Source organism: Shewanella sp. 5_MG-2023 (genome assembly GCF_030547465.1).
In the GTDB taxonomy this organism is placed as follows: Bacteria; Pseudomonadota; Gammaproteobacteria; order Enterobacterales; family Shewanellaceae; genus Shewanella.
This window is the reverse complement of record NZ_JAUORC010000003.1, coordinates 91,765-114,696: the sequence shown is the minus strand read 5'-3', so window position 1 is coordinate 114,696 and position 22,932 is coordinate 91,765. Positions and strand designations below refer to the sequence as shown.

General features: G+C 42.3%; 20 protein-coding genes. 6 read left to right on the top strand and 14 right to left on the bottom strand.

Annotated features, from left to right (window positions below):
* Nucleotides 1–8: 8 nt before the first annotated feature.
* Nucleotides 9–1,028, bottom strand: coding sequence for an aspartate carbamoyltransferase (locus Q4557_RS02375; RefSeq protein ID WP_102439264.1), 1,020 nt, complete (start codon nt 1,026–1,028; stop codon nt 9–11).
* A gap of 145 nt (nt 1,029–1,173) precedes the next feature.
* Nucleotides 1,174–2,898, bottom strand: a complete 1,725-nt coding sequence (locus tag Q4557_RS02370) for a chloride channel protein (RefSeq protein ID WP_102439263.1) — start codon at nt 2,896–2,898, stop codon at nt 1,174–1,176.
* Nucleotides 2,899–2,965: 67 nt separating this feature from the next.
* Between Q4557_RS02370 and Q4557_RS02365 the strand changes: the two genes are divergently transcribed.
* Nucleotides 2,966–3,679, top strand: a complete 714-nt coding sequence (locus tag Q4557_RS02365; protein WP_102439262.1) for a DUF6776 family protein — start codon at nt 2,966–2,968, stop codon at nt 3,677–3,679.
* 79 nt (nt 3,680–3,758) lie between these two features.
* Complete coding sequence (gene erpA / locus Q4557_RS02360; protein ID WP_055024237.1) at nt 3,759–4,109, top strand: iron-sulfur cluster insertion protein ErpA; 351 nt, start codon at nt 3,759–3,761, stop codon at nt 4,107–4,109.
* A gap of 69 nt (nt 4,110–4,178) precedes the next feature.
* Here the strand turns inward: erpA and Q4557_RS02355 are convergent, their stop codons facing one another.
* From Q4557_RS02355 to Q4557_RS02335, 5 genes are all read right to left on the bottom strand, one after another.
* Nucleotides 4,179–4,604, bottom strand: coding sequence for a hypothetical protein (locus Q4557_RS02355; RefSeq protein WP_102439287.1), 426 nt, complete (start codon nt 4,602–4,604; stop codon nt 4,179–4,181).
* Between the two features lie 119 nt (nt 4,605–4,723).
* Nucleotides 4,724–5,110: a DUF2750 domain-containing protein gene (locus tag Q4557_RS02350; protein ID WP_102439261.1), complete on the bottom strand. Its 387-nt coding sequence runs from the start codon at nt 5,108–5,110 to the stop codon at nt 4,724–4,726.
* 182 nt (nt 5,111–5,292) lie between these two features.
* Nucleotides 5,293–5,997 (bottom strand): aquaporin Z, encoded by a 705-nt coding sequence (aqpZ, locus tag Q4557_RS02345; protein ID WP_102519303.1) that lies wholly within the window; start codon nt 5,995–5,997, stop codon nt 5,293–5,295.
* Between the two features lie 247 nt (nt 5,998–6,244).
* Complete coding sequence (locus Q4557_RS02340; RefSeq protein ID WP_102439259.1) at nt 6,245–7,357, bottom strand: anhydro-N-acetylmuramic acid kinase; 1,113 nt, start codon at nt 7,355–7,357, stop codon at nt 6,245–6,247.
* Nucleotides 7,358–7,458: 101 nt separating this feature from the next.
* On the bottom strand, nt 7,459–8,973 hold the full coding sequence (locus Q4557_RS02335; RefSeq protein ID WP_102475601.1) for a peptidoglycan DD-metalloendopeptidase family protein: 1,515 nt from the start codon (nt 8,971–8,973) through the stop codon (nt 7,459–7,461).
* A gap of 124 nt (nt 8,974–9,097) precedes the next feature.
* Between Q4557_RS02335 and tyrS the strand changes: the two genes are divergently transcribed.
* Nucleotides 9,098–10,294 carry a tyrosine--tRNA ligase gene (gene tyrS / locus Q4557_RS02330; protein WP_102439257.1) on the top strand — a complete coding sequence of 399 codons (1,197 nt, stop codon included), beginning with the start codon at nt 9,098–9,100 and terminating at the stop codon, nt 10,292–10,294.
* A gap of 124 nt (nt 10,295–10,418) precedes the next feature.
* Here the strand turns inward: tyrS and Q4557_RS02325 are convergent, their stop codons facing one another.
* The 7 genes from Q4557_RS02325 to gltB form a co-directional block, all read right to left on the bottom strand.
* Nucleotides 10,419–10,904, bottom strand: a complete 486-nt coding sequence (locus Q4557_RS02325; protein WP_102439256.1) for a nuclear transport factor 2 family protein — start codon at nt 10,902–10,904, stop codon at nt 10,419–10,421.
* Nucleotides 10,905–11,531: a trimeric intracellular cation channel family protein gene (locus tag Q4557_RS02320; protein WP_102439255.1), complete on the bottom strand. Its 627-nt coding sequence runs from the start codon at nt 11,529–11,531 to the stop codon at nt 10,905–10,907.
* Nucleotides 11,524–11,904, bottom strand: coding sequence for a DUF2721 domain-containing protein (locus Q4557_RS02315; RefSeq protein ID WP_102439286.1), 381 nt, complete (start codon nt 11,902–11,904; stop codon nt 11,524–11,526). Before Q4557_RS02315 ends, Q4557_RS02320 begins: the two co-directional genes overlap by 8 nt.
* Before the next feature lie 80 nt (nt 11,905–11,984).
* Nucleotides 11,985–12,992 carry a cobalamin biosynthesis protein gene (locus Q4557_RS02310; RefSeq protein WP_303410420.1) on the bottom strand — a complete coding sequence of 336 codons (1,008 nt, stop codon included), beginning with the start codon at nt 12,990–12,992 and terminating at the stop codon, nt 11,985–11,987.
* Nucleotides 12,993–13,089: 97 nt separating this feature from the next.
* Nucleotides 13,090–13,782 (bottom strand): 5'-methylthioadenosine/adenosylhomocysteine nucleosidase, encoded by a 693-nt coding sequence (locus tag Q4557_RS02305; protein WP_102439253.1) that lies wholly within the window; start codon nt 13,780–13,782, stop codon nt 13,090–13,092.
* Between the two features lie 205 nt (nt 13,783–13,987).
* Nucleotides 13,988–15,400, bottom strand: a complete 1,413-nt coding sequence (locus Q4557_RS02300) for an FAD-dependent oxidoreductase (protein WP_102439252.1) — start codon at nt 15,398–15,400, stop codon at nt 13,988–13,990.
* Between the two features lie 6 nt (nt 15,401–15,406).
* Nucleotides 15,407–19,855 carry a glutamate synthase large subunit gene (gene gltB / locus Q4557_RS02295; protein ID WP_102475605.1) on the bottom strand — a complete coding sequence of 1,483 codons (4,449 nt, stop codon included), beginning with the start codon at nt 19,853–19,855 and terminating at the stop codon, nt 15,407–15,409.
* Nucleotides 19,856–20,370: 515 nt separating this feature from the next.
* On the opposite strand from gltB, the gene Q4557_RS02290 reads away from it, so the two are divergent.
* The 3 genes from Q4557_RS02290 (at nt 20,371) to oxyR (ending at nt 22,917) form a co-directional block, all read left to right on the top strand.
* Complete coding sequence (locus Q4557_RS02290) at nt 20,371–21,291, top strand: TIGR01212 family radical SAM protein (protein WP_102475606.1); 921 nt, start codon at nt 20,371–20,373, stop codon at nt 21,289–21,291.
* A gap of 190 nt (nt 21,292–21,481) precedes the next feature.
* Nucleotides 21,482–21,847, top strand: coding sequence for an Hpt domain-containing protein (locus Q4557_RS02285; RefSeq protein WP_076542524.1), 366 nt, complete (start codon nt 21,482–21,484; stop codon nt 21,845–21,847).
* A gap of 164 nt (nt 21,848–22,011) precedes the next feature.
* Entirely contained in the window at nt 22,012–22,917 is a 906-nt protein-coding gene (gene oxyR / locus Q4557_RS02280) for a hydrogen peroxide-inducible genes transcriptional activator OxyR (RefSeq protein WP_303410413.1), read from the top strand.
* The last annotated feature ends 15 nt before the right edge of the window (nt 22,918–22,932 follow it).

Below are 22,932 nucleotides of genomic sequence, written 5' to 3'. Positions count from 1 at the left end.
TTAGCCAATTATTTATCGGCTTTGCGTGAATACCAATTAACGGGGCACTCGTATTGTTGTAGTTGATTTTCAACCCCAAGTGTTAGAGCAAAAAGTGCCATTCTTATAAGTAAGCCATTATCAGCTTGTCTGAAAATTGCCAGACTAGGATGGCTATTTAAATCATTATCTAATTCATTGGCTTGAGCACGAGAGTCTCTTGGCAATGGATGCATTATCACAGTGTTAGATTTACAGTGTTTGGTGTAAATACTGTGATTTAAACGGAATTTTCCGCGATATTTATCCGCTTCATCTTGTGAAGGGAATCGCTCTTCCTGAATGCGAGTTAAATAGAGTATATCAGCCTGATGTAAATTACCTTCTAGCTGATCTGTAATTGTGATCTGATGACCAGCATTTTCAATGTCACTGATCACATAGTCAGGCATTGCTAAGTCAGTTGGTGAAATTAATGTGAACTTCACATCTTTATACATGCATAACAAACGTGACAAGGAATGTACCGTGCGACCATGTTTTAAATCACCGACCATGGCAATGTGCATGCCGCTGATATCTTGTCCGTGATGCCCCAATTCTTTTTGAATGGTAAATAAATCCAATAAAGCCTGTGTCGGGTGCTCGTTAGCGCCATCACCGCCATTTATCACAGGAACGCGGCTGCCTTGTGCGAATTCTTTAACTGAAAAAGCGTCCGGGTGGCGCATAGCGATAACATCTGAATAAGTCGATAATACTCTTGCAGTATCGTAAAGTGATTCACCTTTAGACAATGAGGATGAGCCCATGCCGACGGTTTCTCTTACGTTGCCACCAAGTAAATTAAATGCGCAACCGAAGCTGACTCGAGTGCGAGTACTAGGTTCGAAAAATAAATTACCTAAAATGGCGCCATCAAGCACTTTGGTTCGTTTTTCACGAAGTGCATAAGGGGTCATATCATTGGCAACGTTGAAAATAGTGTTGATTGAATCAATATTCAGTTGGTTAACTGAAAGGATGTGAGAACCTGTAAACTGTGTCATCAGCCTGATTTCCAATTATTAGGCGAGTAAATAGAACTATCTACTCAGTGGTTATGTAGGGTGGCTGAGGCGAGATTTTAACAGAGAGTGAACCAATATTAAATCATGCTAATGATTATTTCTGTTATTTAAGATCTCACGCCAATTATACTTGCCCAGAACGGATTTCTTGCCATAGGTTAGCCCAGCTAATGACCCCAACGACATTATTGGTATTATTCTGATAAATATACACTTCACCACTGCGTTTTAGTGACAATAGCTCGTACACTTCATTTAAGGTTGCGGTATCAGCAACGCCGTGCATCAAATGCCGTGAAAGGGTGGTTTTATCTTCAAAGGACTGCATCTCAAGGCTGAGCATTTCAATTTGGTTATCAGCATTACGTACCATCACTGGGCGGCCTTGCGCACGTTTCATGACTTCAAGCAGTAAGTCATTATCGTCATTAACGATCACAAAGCGTTTATCCATCAGCGCCCGTACGCCTTTCTTTTGCAGCCCAAGATTAACCGGCGGCACTTTATAGCCAAGCCCCATAATGTCCAATTGTTTTAAAAAAACCGAATTGGTATTAAAGCCCTGATAGGCAATCAAAAAGGCGGGGATAGTGACAAACATGGCAGGTAAAATAATCGCAGCGTCATTGGTGAGCTCTAATAGTGCCACTAATGCGGCTAGTGGCGCACTTAAACACACCCCCATCATCGCCGTCATTCCGATCACGGTATAAAGGCCAACATAAGGCGCAATTGACGGGAAAAAAATCGCACTAACAAGGGCTAACATGGCGCCAATTAATGCCCCTATTCCGTACAAGGGGCCAATTAAGCCACCAGGAATGCCAAAACTGATTGCAGCAATGGTGGCGATTATTTTAGCCACAAGCAATGCGCCTAAAAACCATAAACTTGGATGCTCGCTAATGGCGGCTTCAATGGCTAAATCACCAGAGCCTAGTGCTTGTGGCAGTATTAAGCCGATTAAGGTGGTGATGACCGCGGCAATCATTAATCGATAAATTAAAGGCCAATGCTGACCAATGGCGGTCATTTTAAGTAATGAGTGATTAAACAGCGCCGCAGTGCAGCCTAAAACGATACCGCCTATGGCAAGAATTGGGTATTGATCTAACGGAATACGAGTGACGTTGATTAAGTCATATTCATGAATATTGCCGAAAACTAACTGGCTTGATAATGCACCACATATGGCTGAAAGCATGATCGGAAAGAAGTAATGAATCTTGTATTCGCGCACAATCACTTCAAATACAAATAATACAGCGGCTAATGGCGCGTTAAAAATGGCGGCGATACCTGCAGCAATGCCACTGGCACACATAATGCGCACACTGTTGTCAGGCAATTTAAATTTTTCAGCTAAAAAGCTCGCGCTCACCGCGCCAAGGTGAATAGCTGGGCCTTCTTTACCCACTGAAAAATTTGCCACTAGCGCAATTAATGCTTGAAAAAACTGACCCGCAGCCGATGGTAACGGCACTTTGCCGTAATGTAATTTGAATCGGTGTAAGACATAGGCAATGCCCATACGGCGATAGCGTTTGGAACCAATACCAGCCACCAACCAAATAAGTAATGCGCCTAAAATGGGTAAGTAAGTGCGCCAATCACTGACTGTGTCAGTGAAATGGGTGGCTTCGGCAAGGGTATACACTTGTGCCCAGTTCAAGGTTAAGCGAAATAAGATGATCACACCGGAGGTAATGAGAGCAAATAAAAGCGCTAACGCACAAAGTTGCACACTAATTTTCGCTTGAGAAAGTTTATCTCTCAAATCGTTACGAAGATATTTGCGTGTAACTGCTTTGGTGTGAATAATAGCGGCTTTACTAAACTTGAATTGCACTTTATTGCCTAACTTCCATCTGTGGGCATATTGTTAGCATTGTATTTTATTAAAGGCTTGTTACCTAATGTTAAATTATCGTCGCTTGCTGAACCGCTTGCAAGTTTTAGAACGAAAAAAGCGCACTTCAGGTCTGTATTTATTTGGGCTGATTGTGATTAGTTTCACCATTGGGGTGCTGAGCCAACATTTTGTTATGTCAGAAGTGATAGAACCCGAGCTTAATGCGGAAGAAATTCAGGCATTACAAACGGCTTACCAGAAACAATCTCTGGTGATTTCACGGCTTGAAATGGCAGTATCAATTGCTGAAAAAGCCAATAGCAACATGCAAACCATGTTCAAAGAACAACTGCAACAGCAAAAAACTATCGAACAAGAGTTAGCATTTTATCGCAGCTTAGTGTCACCAGAAAAAGAGGTGGATGGCATTGCTATCCATGGTCTCGAACTGTCAAAAGGCTTAGTCGCCAATAGTTATCAATTAAGATTAATTTTGACCCAAAACCAAAAGCGTAAAACCAGCGTTAAAGGGGTTGCAGATATTGTGTTGGTGGGTTTACAACATGAACAGCAAGTTGAAATTTCATTATCTGACATTGATATTGAAAAATTTGCATTTGGTTTTCGCTACTTTCAAATATTTGATACTGAAATGAACCTGCCTGAAGGCTTTGCTTTACAACGTGTAAAAGCGGTAGTGCTAGTCTCAGCTGCCCGCGGGGTACGAGGTGGACGTATTGAGCAAACGTTCGATATCGCAGAGTTACTAGAAAGCTAAAAAAGAACTAAGGGTAATACTTGAACAAATTAGTCAGGTAATAGATAATCCCGATCTGAAACTGAAGTTAGAGGTAGTAATGACTGAACAAACAGATGCAGCAATGCCAATCCAATTTACCGATGCTGCGGCAACTAAAGTTAAAGGGCTGCTAGAAGAAGAGCAGAATCCTGAATTAAAACTTCGAGTATACGTAACTGGAGGCGGTTGTTCAGGTTTCCAGTATGGTTTTACTTTTGATGAAAAAGTGAATGAAGGTGACTTCACTATTGAAAAGCAAGGGGTACAACTGGTTGTTGATCCTATGAGTCTACAATATCTTGTTGGCGGTGAAGTTGACTACACTTCAGGCTTAGAAGGGTCACGTTTCTTCGTGAAAAACCCAAATGCAACAACAACCTGTGGTTGTGGGGCCAGTTTCTCAGTTTAATAGCTAAACTGAGACCAATAAAAAAGCCGTCATGTGACGGCTTTTTTGTGTCTTAAATTGACTATCAAATCAACTAATAATATTGAAGTTCATCCGCGGCTTAAACCACTTCAGCACTTTTGCATTAAAGCTAATCCACACTTGGATTAATGCCAAAATAATTAGCGCTGTAAAGATAATCCAATCAGGCAGTACCATTTGCATAAAGCCAAAATCAAAAGTAGTCGGCCCAGCGACTAAGTTGTCAGGATCATACATAATGACAGGTAGCATGCTATATAAGGCCAGCTGCAAGATCCCGTAGCCACGAAGCATGTATAAAGCCGCTTTTTGACGTCCTGTAATACCGAGCACCATCATTAAGGTCAATATACAGAGCAATACACCTTGCTGGGCCATTAAACCGCTGACGGACGAGATAACGTAAACCGCCAATAAAGCCATTAACCTTTTAGGGAAAACAGCTTTAGTTTGGCTTTCAGCGCTTTGCTCCATTGCGGGAGTATTATCTTTATCAGGGCATATCTCGCTTGTGGTCACATTTTTATCTGTCATGGTTTATATCTGTATTAAAGTATTATGTTTGTGCTTAAGAATTATTTTTTGCTTAAGAGTTAGTGCTTTGATTGCTTTTTCGGCGTTAAACGTGAATCAAGTTCAAATGGTGGGATCACTACACCCAAATCTTCATGAACTGGGAATACGGCAATGAATAAATCATCTTCTTCCATACCGCTTACCCAACGCTGTTGAAATTCATTAAGTGGAATTGATAATGGTTCACAATCACTCCATTCATCAACAGCCCATAATTTTGCCGCATCTTCAGAAGGCCACATTGGAATACAATCTTCATCTTCAGTGGTGAGCATCACGCAGCCATCTTGATCTTGTAGGCTCCAGATTTGCTGCTCTTGCTTAACTTGCTCAACAAGGTAATCGTATCTTGCTTCTGGGGTCATGTTTAATTGGTCGGCAATAGATTTTGGTTTGCTACTCATGGTGTATTCTCAATAAAATAAGTAAATAGGTTGCGGTATTGGCTAAATTGAGCAGCTAAAGAGCAAGCTTTAGCGTTACCAAATCCCGTCGGTGGCTCATGATAACATCGACTTTTAGATTGAAAAAGAAAAGAGCACTCAAGGTGCTCTTTTATTCGTGACTCAGTGGCTAATGAGTGTGCTTATGTATTGTCAGCTGGCTTTTCAAAAAAGCGATAAATCAAACCTGCAATAATCGCCCCTGCAATGGGTGCAAGCCAAAATAACCACAGCTGAGATACCGCCCAATCGCCGACAAATAATGCAGGCCCAGTGCTACGAGCAGGGTTAACTGAGGTATTTGATACTGGAATACTGATCAAATGAATTAACGTTAGCCCTAAACCAATCGCAATCGGGGCAAACCCCGCAGGAGCACGAGAGTCTGTGGCACCTAAGATGATTAATAAAAAGAATAACGTCATTACCACTTCAGTAATTAATACCGCCGTTAAACTGTAGCCACCAGGAGAGTGCTCACCAAAACCATTTGAGGCAAAACCGCCTGCTAAACTAAAGCCATCTTGACCTGTGGCAATAAGGTATAAAATACCTGCGCCAGCAATACCGCCAGCCACTTGGGCAATAATATAGGGCGCTAGCTCAGATGCGGGGAAGCGACCCCCAGCCCATAAACCAAATGAAACTGCTGGATTTAGATGGCAGCCAGAAATATGACCAATGGCAAATGCCATGGTGAGTACGGTTAAACCAAAAGCTAAGGATACGCCCAATAGCCCAATACCTACTTCAGGAAAAGCCGCGGCCAATACCGCACTACCACAGCCGCCTAACACTAACCATAAGGTTCCTAGAAACTCTGCAAACATTTTTTGCGAAATACTCATTTAACCTTCCTTAATTTAAATTGAATACTGCTGTACGAACAAAAATTAATCACTACAAAGAGTTAAGCAGTAATTTACCGTTATTACAATGTGACTTTGTACAAGAGAGGGAATTTAAAGAAAAAGTATTAACGCTGAACAAAGCTTGTGGGTGAAACCCCACTCACTTTTGTTCAGTTATATGCATCGCTTTGATATCGAGTTTTGATAGCGAGTTTAGGTACTAGTATTGCTATCTATTCACTTACTAAATAGCGCTGTAAAAGCTGCCAAGGATCGCCGCTCTACTTGCGCCAGTCACAGCGGGTAAGTTGGCCGTTAAGCCGTGGTGATGTCTCATAGCAAGCCAGGCAAAGGCGATGGCTTCAACCCATTTGGGGTCCATACCGATTGCTGTGGTACTTGACAGGGTAAAGTTAGGCACCAGCATGGCTAAACGCTGCATCAACTCAGTGTTAAAAGCGCCGCCGCCACAAACAAAAATATCGCCAGTATCCGTGAGTTGATTAATATCATTGGCGATTGTCTGACAGCTAAGATCAAGTAGCGTGGATTGAATATCCTCTAGTGCTAGATGAGAAAAATTAGCCAATTGCTGCTCAAGCCAAGCATGATTAAATAGCTCTCTACCAGTGCTTTTAGGATAGGCCATGGCAAAGTACGGGTGAGTTAACAGGTGAGTTAATAACTCGGCATTGGTGCTACCTGATGCGGCCCATTGACCTGATTCATCAAAACTGAGCTGCTGCTGTTGCAGAATGAATGCATCCATGAGGGTGTTACCTGGGCCTGTATCAAATCCAATAACCTGATCAGATTCCCCTGGCAAGTAAGTGATATTAGCAATGCCGCCAATATTTAAAATAATCCGTGGTGTGTGAGCTTTAGCAAATAACGCTTGATGAAATGCTGGTACTAACGGCGCCCCTTGACCGCCTAAGGCAATATCTTTGCGCCTAAAGTCTGCAATGACGTTAATACCCGTGGTAACCGCTATGGTATCCGCATCACCAATTTGTAAGCTGAAACCATGCTCAAGATTGGGCATGTGGCGAATGGTTTGGCCGTGACTACCAATGGCTATGACATCGGCTTTATTAATAGTGGTGGTTGCTAATAATTCGTTGACCGCCTGTGCAAACAGTAAGCCCATACTTCTGTCCATGCGGCCCATAATGTTCAGTTCATCATTATTAGGACTACATAGACGGTGTAATTGATGCAGAACATGCTCTGGAATTGCTACCGTATAGGTAGCGATTAAGCGGGTTTGGTTATTGCTAAAATCAACTAAAACAGCATCGACACCATCCATACTGGTGCCTGACATTAAACCGATATAATACTGAGGTTTATCCATGGTATTGGCTCATTTATGAAGCGGGCTAGATTCTGTATGAAACTAGCCCAACAAAGGAATGGGTGACTAGAGAAACGCTAGTTCAATCGCGGCATCACAGGTTAATTACTGGCATAATGCTGCTGCTTGTTTTGCTCAATTTTAGCCATTATTTGCTTGCTGAGTATATCAAACTGCGCTTTTTCTTTTTTATCAATTGGCTTAGATTGCGGTAACTTGATGGTTCTTGGATTGCGATGCACGCCATTAACGATAAATTCGTAATGTAAGTGAGCGCCAGTAACGCGACCTGTTTTTCCTAAAGTACCAATAATCTGCCCTTGCTTAACGGTTTCGCCACGTTTTACTTTGCGTTTTGTTAGATGCAGATATTTAGTGGTGTAGGTATCGTTATGCTTGATAAAGACATAGTTACCATTGTATTTGTTATAACTTGACTCAATCACTTTACCGCGACCTGCAGCTTTAATAGGGGTACCAATAGCAGCCACATAATCTACGCCACGGTGTGCTCTAACCTGGCCTGTGACTGGGTGTAAGCGACGCGGATTAAAGCTTGAGCTGACATATTTAAAGTCAACAGGTGAGCGAAGGAAGGCTTTTCGCATGCTACTGCCTGTTTCTGAGTAATATTCGCCATCGGTATAACGTACAGCTGTGTAGCGCTCACCTTGGTTAACAAATTCGGCGGCTAAAATGTTGCCGGTACCAATAAATTGGCCATCAACAAACTCTTCTTCAAACATCAATGAGAAATGATCGTCTTTACGTATATCTAGAGCGAAATCGATATCCCAACCAAAAATGTTGGCAAGTTGCATAATATGGTTAGCTGATAAACCGGCGCTGGCTGCAGCGCTCCAAAAATTAGTACTAATATTGGCGGTGATGAACTTCGTTTCTAAGGTAATGGACTTAACATTGACCTTTTCTTCGAATTTATCATCAAACTTTGAAATCAATAGGGTAGAGACTTTGTCCATTTGATAACTAATTTGAGTCACTTCATCTTGGGCATCTTTAGAGACAATAATCTCTTCACCGGGCATGATTTTGAGTAAATTTTTCTTAGATACAGGCAAACGGGTAATTTGATAAACATCTTTTGGACTTAAGCCTGCTCTATTGGCTAAGCCACCAAAAGTGTCACCTTTAGCGACTTTAAAGGTTTTATGTGACAGTAAATCTGCTTCACGATAGGGTACGGCATTTTCAACATCTGCTTGGGTGGCTAATAAGCCGTCTGAGGCTGTCATTAATGGGTTTAAATCAGCAATAGGATTACTTTCTTGCGAAGGGCGAAGCTGAGCATCATTATTGCTTGCCGTTATAGTGTTTGCTGGGGCGCTGCCTCCAGGCGGAGTTGGGGTTCTAAAGGCCAGCGGTACAGAGTATTGGCTTTGTTTGTCATTGTTACTGACATGACCTTCTTCAGACGAAGGGGCTTGGATGCCAATTCTATCGGAAATATCAACTGTACCAGTGTTAGCTTGTTTGGATGCTTGGGCATTATCTGATGGGAATAACACGATAACTATCGTGAGAATAACTAATGAACACAGTGCAATTTGGTGCACTTTAGGGAGCAATTTAAATAAAGTGATAAACTTTGCCATTGACCTAGGTACCAATTTCTCTTTTTCGTTGTAATCCCCTTAGTGTACACACTTTCAATTACTGTGGCTAACAAGTAACATAGGCGTCTTATTTTTTATCCAAGCTGCAGGAGTAGGTGCCGAAATGGCTGATTTAGACCAAGTGTTAGCAGAAATTAAACGCGGTACTGACGAGATTTTAGTTGAGTCTGATCTGCTAGAAAAACTTAAAGAAGGTCGTCCTTTAAGAATTAAACTAGGTGCAGACCCAACCGCTCCAGATATTCATTTAGGTCACACGGTGATCTTAAATAAGCTACGTACCTTCCAAGAGTTAGGTCATGAGGTGATTTTCCTTATTGGTGACTTTACCGGTATGGTTGGTGATCCTAGTGGTAAAAACACCACGCGCCCGCCATTAACTCGTGAAGATGTACTGGCCAATGCTGAAACATACAAAGAGCAGGTATTTAAAATTCTTGACCCGGCAAAAACCCGCATTGAGTTTAACTCATCGTGGTTAGAGTCACTGGGCGCTGCTGGTATGATCCGTTTAGCATCACAACAAACCGTTGCACGCATGATGGAACGTGATGACTTTAAAAAGCGTTATGCTGGTGGTCAATCAATTGCAATTCATGAGTTTATGTATCCATTACTGCAAGGCTACGATTCAGTCGCATTAAAAGCTGACGTTGAATTAGGCGGAACCGATCAAAAGTTCAACCTATTAATGGGTCGTGAGCTACAAAAAGCGGAAGGGCAAAAGCCACAAACCGTGATCATGATGCCTTTATTAGTGGGATTAGACGGCGTGAAGAAAATGTCTAAATCGGCACATAACTACATTGGCGTTAGCGAGCCTGCAAATGAGATGTTTGGCAAAATTATGTCAATCTCAGATGACCTAATGTGGAGCTACTTTGAATTGTTGTCATTCCGCCCATTGGCTGAAATTGCACAATTTAAGCAAGATGTTGAAAACGGTCAGAACCCACGTGATATCAAAATTGCCTTAGCAAAAGAAATCATCGCTCGTTTTCATGATCAAGCTCAAGCAGACTCAGCACATCAAGCCTTTATTGATCGTTTCCAGAAGGGCGCTATTCCTGATGATATCGAAGAAGTTGAGCTTGAAGCTGGCGAAGGCTTAGCGATTGCTAACTTACTTAAGAGTGCGGCACTGGTTGCTTCAACATCTGATGGCATGCGCATGATCAAGCAAGGCGCGGTTAAAATGGATGGCGAAAAGCTCACTGATACGCGTCAGGTATTTACTGCGGGTATGACCGCGGTATTCCAAGTAGGTAAGCGCAAGTTTGCTAAAGTTTCGCTTGTATAGGCAGACAATAAATTCTGATGGGGCTTAATCCCTAAAAGCAAAAAACGGCTCAATGAGCCGTTTTTTTATGGGTAAAATTTACCAAATAATGGCAATCTACACAGGTTTTTAGCGCGAGTTAACTTTATTGTGACTCAAGTTGATCGGACATGGTTTGATAGTCCATTAAGTCAACTTGTTCTGTCACCCGCTCGGTTTTCATATCGAACTTTAAGGTGGTAACACCAGGCACGGCGATTTCAATAATCTTGCCGGGTTTGCCAAATTGATCACCTGGGCCTCTAAGGTGGTAGTTACCAATGAGTACCACTAAAGAGCCAGTATTAAACATGTGCTCAATATTCAATTTATACTCAAGAACGCCATCATGGGCGCGCTGGAAAAACTCGATAATATGACGACCGCCGGTGTATTTTACATTGGCGGTTTTATCAAAAAAGACGCTTTCACGATTATAAAACTTCTTTAAAGTGCGGTAATCATGGCTGGTTAATGCTTGCATGTATTGCACTGCAAGCTGCTGCTGTTTTGGCATTTCGCCGCTATTAGCCAGGCTTGAAGTGCTCCAAATACTACTCAATAAACAGCATACTAATAAAATGAGTCGCATCTAATGGCCCTTAGTTTTTAAATCGAATGCAGGTAATGATAAATGCCAGCGAATTGCACTTAAGCGAATAATCAAGGTGCTAAACATGGCCAAAAACAGCGCGTAAGTGCTATCCATACCCACTGCAATACTCAAGGTATAACAGATACCGCCAACAATAGAGGCAGTGGCATATATTTCGGTGCGCAGTACCATAGGCACTTGCTGGCATAATAAGTCTCGGATAATACCACCACCGACACCGGTGATTAAACCTAAGATCACCGCAGACATGCCAGATAACCCTAGTTGCAATGCTTTTTCTGCACCAATCACGGTAAACAGAGCCAAGCCAAAGGCATCGGCTATGGGGAGGGTTAACTTAGGTAATTTATGAGGTTTACGAACTAAAATGAAACAGGCAATCACGGTTGCCAAAATGACCACCACATAACTGGGGTTACTGATCCAAAACACCGGTGTTGAGCCAATAAGCGCATCACGAATACTGCCGCCACCAATGGCGGTCACTGAGGCCAAAACAATTACCCCAAATGGGTCCATTTTATGCTTACCTGCGGCTAATGCGCCTGATAAGGCAAAGACCGCGGTGCCACACAAGTCAAAAAAGTAAATCCACTCAATCATTGCTAAGCTCTTTTAAGTGGATATTGAGTGCATCGACCGAAATACGGATTTCAACTACAGATAAAATCAGTGAATAAAGTAAAAATAATAAACTCACCCCAAATACCATTGAGCCGATATCAAACAGCCCCAAATAAATAAAAATCATGCTAATGACACAGATGGCAAAACTGATGACGCCTGCTTCTTGCATGCGTCTAATAATCTTAATGCGCTGACGAAGGTTTTTAATTTGTTCGCTATTAATTGGCTTACCTGAGGAGCTTAAGTTTCTGATTAAAGCTGCTAATGCGAAAAAACGGTTAGTGTAAGCTAACAACAATAATGAAATAGCTGGGAATAACAAACCTGGGGTCGTTAAAGATATTTGCAGATTATCTAACAAAAGGAGTCGCCTCTACATCAAACAACAAAAATGACTAAGCTGGGTATAATAACCTTTTTATAATAAAGTTACATCGCTTGAAACCACCTTAATGCGGTCCACAAAATCGGAATGGCAATGGTAAAGCAAATCCAAAAGCTGATTGCCCATGATGTCAAGCTGATCGCGTTGCGGATATCTTGAGTAAGCGGCATTCTTGATGGGTTTATCTTGCTTAATTCAACTCGTTGCAATTGGTGTTTTAAGATAAATTTTTGCGGCCCGCCTAACTCCACTTCCAACACTTTACTGCCAATGTATAAGCTTGAGTAACCGAACACTCCAGCTGTATGAGCTGGCTGTTTAACTAATGCTGATACGTTTTTTAATTTGCCTTGCAAAATTAAAGTCAGATTCCACAGTAAACTGGGGAGAGCAAAAATGATTTGGTTGAGGGCATAAATAGGGGCGCTGAAGTAGCGGTATTGCGGCACGTAATTAGGCCAGCAATGTTCTAATTGACGTAGCAAATGGATAAATAACACCAAGGGGGCACCGCCAATGGCAAAAAATAAGATGGTGGCGACAGTGCCATAACTTGGGCTGATTAATAGCCTTTCAATGGTGGCTTTACAAATACCGACTTCTGACAAACTATCGGTTTGCTGAATTAGCCATGGGCTCAGTAACTTTTTGGCTCGTTGTTTATCATTAAGCTTTAGGGAGTTTACAACGTCATTCGCGACGGGTCTAAAGCCTGCGTCACTGATGCAAAAATACACTAATAAAAAGTCAAAAAACCACGGGTATACCGCGAGCGACAAGATAAAGTAGACGCTAAACCACAGTGGTAAAATCAGTAACAGTGTTGCGAGTAGGCCGGCGGTAACTTGCTGTTGAGAAGAACGCTGTGGATGGTTAACTTTCGAGCTTAATTTATTAGCCAGTAGCTGAAAAAAAACAATTGGCTGCAAATGTCTAGGTATTGGCGCCACTCTAGAAATGAGCAACGCCATAAAAAGCACCAGACAGTTAGCTAGAAAACTACCATCAACCGTAATGAGCTGTTGGTAAAAAGAACTATCAAACAATGTCATAGCACCTTATTAGTCCACATCCACAGTGTTAACCCTATTGGCAGAACGACATCATTTTGCTGCCAATAACGGCTAAATTAAATTACCTTGGGCTTCTTTATAGGTTTTTTAGTAATGCAATGACCATTAATGCTGAGTAATGACCTGCTTTTACAATGTAGGAATCAAAATCAACAGGCGAGTCGTTGTTAGCATTATCTGATAATGAGCGGATGACAACAAACGGCACCTTAAATTGATGACAAACTTGCGCAATCGCAGCGGCTTCCATTTCACATGCCGCCATAGTTGGGAAGTTAGCCAGCATCACTTTTGTGCGTTCAGGATCGCAAATAAAGCTATCACCCGTGGCGATTAAACCTTCAATCACCTTAGCTTCACCTAATGATGAAATAGCCGCTTTTGCAGCAGTGACTAACTTTTCATCAGGGATGAAAGCAGCAGGCTGCGATGCCATTTGACCAATTTCATAACCAAAGGCGGTTACATCAACATCGTGATGACGTACTTCAGATGAAATAACAATATCGCCAATATTTAAACTGTCAACAAATCCACCTGCAGAGCCAGTGTTAATCACAGCGTCAACCTTAAAGTTGTTGATAACTAATGTGGTTGCAACGCTGGCTGCGACTTTACCAATGCCTGAACGGGTGACGACAACATCTTTACCTGAAAGTTGTCCTTCAACGAATTCGATTCCCGCTACAGTTGAGTGTACTGGATTGGTCATTGATTCAATTAGGTGAGCAACTTCAGGTTCCATTGCACCGATAATAGCGATTTTCATAATTAGCGTCTCAAACAGTTCATTTAAATAATGGCGGCTAATATAGCACAAAAGCAAACAGGGAATGAGCACTGTAGTAGCAATTTCAGCAAATAAAAAAGCGCATCAAAAGATGCGCTTTAAGAGCTTTGCTATCACAAGTTTTGCTATTAATCAGCCCAAGCTGTGTTATTGACCGCGGCTTGTCAGTGGCTGCAAAAGTGAGTTATGCGTCTTCAAAAGCGTTTAAAATCCCTTGAGCTGCATCGCGGCCTTCAGCAATAGCGGTAACGACTAAGTCTGAACCACGTACCATATCACCACCGGCAAACACTTTCGGGTTGGTTGTTTGGAAAGGGTTATCGTCAAACTTACTGGCTTTTACTAAACCCCATTCATTGGTTTCAATGCCAAAGTCGCTAAACCAAGCTGCAGGGCTGGCTTGGAAACCAAAGGCAATGATAATGGCATCAGCTTCAAGGGTTTGCTCACTACCGGCAATGACTTCAGCTTTTTGACGACCAGATTCATCGGCTTCGCCCATTTGAGTTTCTACACACTCAATGCCTGTGACTATGCCATCTTGCTCTTTGATTGCCACCGGTTGACGGTTAAATAAGAAGTTGACGCCTTCTTCGCGGGCATTTTGCACTTCACGGCGAGAGCCTGGCATGTTTGCTTCATCACGACGATAAGCACAAGTGACGCTTTTAGCCCCTTGGCGCACAGCAGTGCGGACACAATCCATAGCTGTATCACCACCGCCTAATACCACCACGTTTTTACCTTCAAGGCTTAAATATGGGTTTTCAGAGCATTCAGTGCCCATTAAATGATGAGTATTACCAATCAAGTAAGGCAGTGCTTGAATGACACCTTGACTGTCTTCACCGGGTAGGCGAGCTTTCATTGCTGTGTAGGTACCCATGCCGAGGAACACAGCATCATAACCATCTAGCAGGCTTTGAAAGGGAATGTCTTTACCAACGGTAACGCCCATTTTAAATTCAATGCCCATACCTTCAAGTACACTACGTCGGGTGGCCATAACCTCTTTATCAAGCTTGAAAGATGGAATGCCATAAGTCAGCAAACCACCAATCTGTGGGTATTTATCATATACCACAGCTTTAACACCGTTACGACTTAAGATATCAGCACAACCAAGGCCCGCTGGCCCTGCACCAATAATTGCCACGCGCTCTTTGCGTGGCTTCACTTTTGTCATATCGGGTCGCCATCCCTGGCTGATTGCAGTATCGGTAATGTATTTTTCAACATTACCAATGGTGACTGCGCCGAAATCATCATTGAGGGTGCAAGCCCCTTCACATAGACGATCTTGAGGGCACACTCTGCCACATATTTCTGGCAAGGTATTGGTTTCATGAACCAAATCTGCCGCTTCTAGAATACGACCTTGTTCGGCCAGTTTTAGCCAATTAGGAATGTAGTTATGCAGTGGACACTTCCACTCGCAATAAGGATTACCACAATCTAAACAACGGTCTGCCTGCTCAGCCACTTGAGGCTGAGAAAACGGCTGATAAATCTCAATAAATTGAGTTGAACGTTTCGAAGCGGCGTGTTTAGTTGGATCTTTACGATCGACTTCTATAAATTGAAAATCATTACTCATCTTAATTTACCCCGCCTTTACTGCAAGTTCCGGGCTTTTTTGCTCAATTTTGAGCAAGTCAGCAACGGCAATGTTCTTCGGCTTCACTAATACAAAACAATCTAACCAGTTCTCAAAATCACTTAAGATCATTTTGGCATGCTCACTGCCAGTGGCGCTTGCATGCTCTTCAATCAAGCCTTTAAGGTGTTGCTGCTGTATTGTTGATTCTAGTTTTTGGGTATCAACAAGCTCAGTATTAACTCGGCGACTAAAGTGATTAAAGCGATCAAAGATATAAGCAAAACCACCCGTCATACCTGCGCCGAAGTTAACCCCTGTTTTACCAAGAACAACTACGATGCCGCCAGTCATGTACTCACAACCGTTGTCACCCACACCTTCAACCACAGCTACGGCGCCAGAGTTACGCACCCCAAAACGCTCGCCAGCTTGACCTGCAGCATAAACTCGGCCGCCAGTTGCACCATATAGACAGGTATTACCCATAATGGCACTGCGCTCACTTTGGAATGGGCTGCCAACAGGAGGATGGATAATAATCTTACCGCCAGACATGCCTTTACCGACATAGTCATTAGCATCACCAATTAGCTCTAAATCTAACCCCGGGCTATTCCATACCCCAAAGCTTTGACCTGCACTGCCGTTAAATTGCAGTGTGATAGGTGATTTAGTGCCTTCTTTACCAATGTTGGTGGCAATAAAACCTGATAATGTCGCGCCGATTGAGCGGTCGGTATTGTTAATGGCATATTGCTTGGTTAACGCCTCACCGGCTAATACCGCTTGGGCTGTGTCTGAAACAATTTGTAGATTTAACTCACCTTTATCAGAAGGCGGGTTTAACTCTTTCCAAGTTATAGCACTTCCGTCAGCGACTTTTGGCTGATATAAAATTGGCGCTAAATCGAGTCCTAACTGCTTGGCTGTTTGGCCTTCAAGGGCATATAACCAATCAGTACGGCCAACTAAATCTTCAAATTTAGCAACGCCTAATTTTGCCATCCATTCACGGACTTCTTGAGCGACAAACTCAAAGTAAGTAATTACTCGCTCTGGCAAGCCATGATAATGCTTGTCACGTAAGTTTTTATCTTGGGTTGCAACACCGGTTGCGCAGTTGTTTAAATGACAAATACGCAGGTATTTACAACCTAAAGCAATCATAGGTACGGTACCAAAGCCAAAGCTTTCTGCACCTAACAACGCGGCTTTAATGATGTCTTGACCGGTTTTTAAGCCGCCATCGACCTGTAAGCGAATTTTATGACGCAAACCATTCTCAACCAGTGATTGATGCACTTCCGCAAGGCCAAGCTCCCATGGTGAGCCAGCATATTTAACTGACGTAATTGGACTGGCACCAGTACCGCCATCGTAACCTGATATGGTGATCATATCGGCGTAAGCTTTCGCAACACCCGTTGCGATGGTGCCAACGCCCGGCTCAGATACCAGTTTCACTGACACTAAAGCTTTAGGGTTGATTTGCTTTAAATCGAAAATCAGCTGGGCTAAATCTTCGATAGAATAAATGTCATGATGCGGCGGTGGCGAAATTAAGGTAACCCCAGGGCGCGCATGACGAAGACCAGCGATTTCAACACTCACTTTATGGCCAGGTAACTGACCACCTTCACCGGGTTTTGCCCCTTGAGCGACTTTAATTTGCAATACATCAGCATTAACAAGGTAGTGGGCTGTAACGCCAAAACGGCCAGAGGCAATTTGCTTAATCGCTGAGTTACGTTCGCTATTGAAACGACTTGGGTCTTCACCACCTTCACCAGAATTTGAACGGCCACCAATGCGGTTCATAGCAACGGCTAAGGCTTCATGGGCTTCCGGACTTAATGCGCCGATACTCATTGCAGCGCTATCAAAGCGTGGGAATAAGTTTCCGGCAGCTTCAACATTTGACTCGTCAATGGCCGCATTTGTGCCTTTAATGCCAATTAAGTCACGTAAGGTCGCAATAGGGCGGTCATCGACTAACGCTGCAAATTTCTTATATTTCGGGTAATCCTGATCTTTAAGACTTTGCTGTAACGTATTGACGACATCGGGGTTGAAACTATGATACTCGCCGCCTTCAACATACTTTAATAAACCGCCTTGTGGCAGTGGTATGTGAGCGCGAAACGCTGCAGTATGAAGCACTTTTTGATCGGTAGCTAAATGTTCAAAGCTTGCACCTTCAATACGGCTAATCACGCCTTTAAAGCACAATTCAATTACATCTGAAGATAAACCAATGGCTTCAAATTGCTGGCTACAACGGTAAGAGCCTACAGTACTGATCCCCATTTTCGACATGATTTTACGCAGGCCTTTTTCAATACCTTGGCGGAAGTTCAACATCAAGATACTGTCATCTTCTACTTGATGTTTCTTTGCCATGGCTGAAATAGACTCATAAGCCAGATAAGGGTAAATCGCTGTCGCGCCAAAACCTAATAGCACGGCAAAGTGATGTGGGTCGCGCGCTGATGCAGTTTCAACAATAATGTTGGTGTCACAACGTAAGCTTTGATCAACAAGGCGTTGCTGCACCGCGCCCACAGCCATAGCGGCAGGGATCACTTGAACATTTTTAGCGGCGGCTCTGTCTGACAGGATTAGTAAGGTTGTGCCACTTCTTGCTAAACGCTCAGCTTCATCGGTAATGCGCTCGATAGCTTGCTTTAAGTTTTCGTGGGCGTCGTAGTTTAAATCAATAGTATTCGCACGGTAGTAACTGCTATCAAGACCAAGTAACTGATTAAAATCACTAAAAAGTAAAACGGGTGATTCAAACATCACTCGATAAGCCACGCCGGTTGTTTCGCAAAATAAGTTTTGCTCGCGCCCAATACAGGTGGTTAACGACATCACATGTTTTTCACGTAATGGATCAATAGGCGGGTTGGTGACTTGTGCAAACTTTTGACGGAAATAGTCATACAGTGAGCGAGATTTTTTCGACAATACCGCCATTGGAGTATCATCACCCATTGAGCCAGTAGCTTCTTCACCTTTACTTGCTAGCACCCAAATAACTTGCTCTAACTCTTCACGGCTGTAACCAAATTGCTTTTGATACTGAAGTAACACATCAGCACTAAAATTACTGGCGCCTTGTTGAGCGGCATCAATTTTGGTCGCAGGTTTTAAGGTGCGGCTATTTTTAGCCATCCATTCTTTGTATGGGTGGCGACGTTTTAAGTCATTATCGATTTCAAATGACGAATACAAACGGCCATTCATGGTATCGAGTACTAATAATTCGCCAGGGCCAACACGGCCTTTTTCTACCACTTCATCGGCAGAATAATCCCAAATACCCACTTCTGATGCCAGTGTTAGGATGCGATCCTTGGTTATAACGTAGCGAGAAGGGCGTAGGCCGTTACGGTCTACGGCGCAGGCAGCATGGCGGCCATTGCTCATTACGATGCCAGCAGGGCCGTCCCACGGCTCCATATGCATCGAGTTGAAATCATAAAATGCTTTCAACTCATCATCCATTTCAGGATTACTTTGCCAGGCTGGTGGTATAAGTAAGCGCATAGCACGGTATAAATCCATGCCACCGGCTAATAGCATTTCCAGCATATTATCCAATGATGATGAATCAGAGCCAGTTTCATTAACAAAAGGCGCGGCTTGTTGTAAATCAGGCAATAGCGGTGAATTAAATTTATAAGCACGGGCTCTGGCCCATTGGCGGTTACCGGTAATGGTATTGATTTCACCATTATGTGCTAAAAATCTAAATGGCTGCGCTAATGGCCACTTCGGCGAGGTGTTAGTTGAAAAGCGCTGATGGAATAAGCAAATGGTGCTTTTGAGACGAATATCGGCTAAGTCAGAATAAAATGCTGGCAAGTCTGCAGGCATCATTAAGCCTTTATAGACAATAACCTCACCCGATAAGCTGGCAACATAGAAGTCGCTATCATCGATGATTTGCTGTTCAAGACGGCGTCTGGCCATATAAAGCCGACGTTCTAAATCTTTTTCACGCCAGCCCACAGGGGCATTAATTAACACTTGGTAAATTTGTGGCAGGCTTTTGCGGCCAATCTCACCCAGTACATCAGGGTTTACAGGCACCTTTCTCCAACCGGCAACACTTAAGGTTTCACGCTGGAGTTCTTTTTCTAAAATGGCTTTTGCGGTTTCAGCTTTGACTGGATCTTGGCTGAGAAATAGCATGCCCACTGCAAACTTGCGGCTAAGGTGCCAATCATTTTCAGTTGCAATGGCTGCAAAAAAGTCTTTCGGCATCGACATTAATAGTCCACAGCCATCACCTGTGCGACCGTCTGATGCTATCCCACCACGGTGTTTCATTCTATCCAAACCGTGAATAGCAGTACGGACAATACGATGGCTAGCATCGCCATCCATTTGGGCTATTAAACCAAATCCACAATTGTCCCGCTCAAAACTGGGATGATATAAGCTCATACAAAAACTCCCTAAACCTAACTTAATACGACTCGGATAATGCGGAGAAGTTCTCATAGATATGCACCCGAACCACCCAAATTAGCTTGATAATGGATAAAGGTCAAACTTAAATTACTCAACAAAATGAATTGTTACTGTTATTACAAATGTTATAAAAAAGCTACTTTACGTTAACGTAAGATGTTTTTTTGTTCGTATAACCTTATGAATAAAAAGAATTTTAAAATTACAAAATTGCCACTTTTACTTTTGGTTAACATTTGATGTTGATTGATATTGATTTATGGATAGTGAATTTATTTTCAAGTACAGTTTGAACAGGTAAATTGCCTTAAATGATTATTTATTCAATTAATTTGACTAAGAGTTGTAACTGCCAAGTTCAAAAATGTGCCCTTTGTCACTGTGTGAATATAAATTAATCGATTTATTTACTGTTTTTTTGATGTGGCACTAAGTTTTTATCTGTCAGAGCCTGTATTGTCTGCCACTTTTTGCCGTCAGGAGCAATTGTGGGTTTAGATGATTTTGTAAATACCTTCGGTGCAGTATGTAAGCAGCAATATGGCGGCAGAATTAAAAAGCTGACAATTGATGCTAAGTTCACTTGCCCAAATCGAGATGGAACCTTAGGTAAAGGCGGCTGCACTTTCTGTAATGTGTCGTCATTTAGTTATGAGCAAGGCACTGAAGCCAGTATCTCTGAGCAATTAAAGCAAGGTAAGCAGCGCTCGCTAAATGATAGTGCCAAATATATTGCCTATTTTCAGGCTTATACGAGTACCTATGATGAGTATCAGGTGCTAAAGACGAAGTATGATGAGGCCATTAAAGATTCAGATATTGTTGGCTTACATATTGGTACCCGCCCGGATTGTGTACCAGATGATATTTTAGATTTGTTAGTCAGTTATCAAGATAAGGGGACTGAAGTCTGGCTTGAGCTTGGCTTACAAACTTCAAACAATGACACCTTAAAGCGCATTAACCGTGGTCATGACTTTGCTTGTTATCAAGATACAGTGCAGCGCGCTCGAAAACGTGGCATTAAAGTCTGTGCTCATTTGATCCTTGGCTTGCCCGGTGAAGACTATAGTGATTACTTGCGCAGTTTGAACAGTGTCATTGAAACCGGAGTTGATGGCATTAAACTGCATCCATTACATATAGTAGAAGGGAGTGTAATGGCTAAGGCATGGCGTCATAAAGGGATGGCATTACTCACAAAAGAAGACTACGCCAACTATGCCAGTGAGCTTATTCGTCATACACCTAAAGATATTATTTTTCACAGAGTCACAGCTTATGCTAAAAAACCGCTATTACTGGCGCCTGATTGGTGCGGTTATCGATGGGAAGGCTTAGTGGCTATCGTGCAAAATTTAGCGGCTAACGGTGGACAAGGGCACTATTTGTCAGCCCAAAAAAACTAAAACTCAATCTTTAACTGCAATTTATGAAAGTTTATTTACTTACTTTATAAGGTTTTTTTAACAGCTTGTTAAAATACTGTACTCATTTGCCAGAAATTAGACTTGAAAAGCCTTGTTTAGTTGCATAGGGGATTTTAGCGAGTATTATAAATTCAATTTTAAAGTTATGAATTGATTAAGAGGTGCCGAGATGGCCACAGTTGAGTTAGAGTCTGTATTGGATCTCAATACGTTAGAGCAATATTGTAGTGCTATTGGTGCTGGAACTTTATTAAAAAGTGTCGTGTTATTTGAGCAGCTAATGCCTGAATATTTAGGAAGCCTCATTAAAGCGAATGAAGCGAATGACAAAGATACCCTTTGTGCTGAAGCGCATAAATTTAAAGGTGCTGCAGGTTCTGTTGGATTAAAGCGTATTCAGCAATTTGCACAGCTTGTTCAACATGGCGAAGAGCCAGCTTGGGATACTGAGCATGATAAATGGTTAGGTCAAATCGTTGAGCATGCAGGTTCAGATCTACAGCAATTAAAAGAATTTTTAGAAGCAAAAGCTTAATTGCTTTTGACTTTTAAAAGCCCCGCAAGGGGCTTTTTTTTGCCTTTAAAAAAGGAACAGCATTAAATTTGCTGATTATGCGGACTAGATCCAGCTTAATTTATTGTTATTTATGTTTAGTTAATTCATTATTTGAATGACATCATCTTATGGTAATCGATTAAATGAAAAACCTGCCAAGCCTTAAAAATCTATTTTATTTAGTGAATTTGCATCAAGAGCAAAACTTTAACCGAGCGGCAAAGTCTTGCTTTGTTAGTCAGTCGACTCTTTCAAGTGGGATTCAAAACCTTGAAGAGCAATTGGGATATCAGCTTATCGAGCGTGATCATAAATCATTTATGTTCACAGCCATTGGTGAAGAGGTGGTTGATAGAGCGAGAAAATTATTGACGGATGTTGATGATCTTGTCGAATTAGTTAAAAACCAAGGTGAACCAATGACAGGTGAAATCCGCTTAGGTTGTATTCCGACCATAGCGCCTTTTTTATTGAGTCGAGTGGTAAAACAGTGCCAAGCTGATTATCCCCAATTGAGTTTATTGCTAAGGGAAGACACCACAGAAAGTTTGTTAGCATCACTGGGAAAAGGTGAGCTGGATTTACTTATTTTAGCTTTGCCTGTGGATACTACAGGTTTTCATAGTATGAAAGTGGGCATTGACCCGTTTAAAATGGTGGTTCATCAGGAACTATCTAATGGGATCCATGTGCCTATTGATTATCAACAAATGCCCGATGAAAGTATTTTCTTACTGCAAAGTGAGCATTGTATTACTGGCCATGCGATTACGGCTTGCCAATTAGGCAATAGCGCTAAGATTAACCCCTTTGCCGCCACGAGTTTACATACTCTGGTGCAAATGGTGGATAGTAAGTTAGGAACGACCTTTTTACCGCAAATGGCCATTGATGCTGGTATTTTGAATGACACTGAACTTAAGATTATGACACCGCCTGGTGAAGCGCCATATCGTGATATTGGATTGGTTTGGCGACAAACCACTAGTCGTATTTCAACCTTTAGAACCTTAGGCTTGATGCTAGAAGGCTTATTGCAAAAGCAGTAATCAAGCTGGCAACGG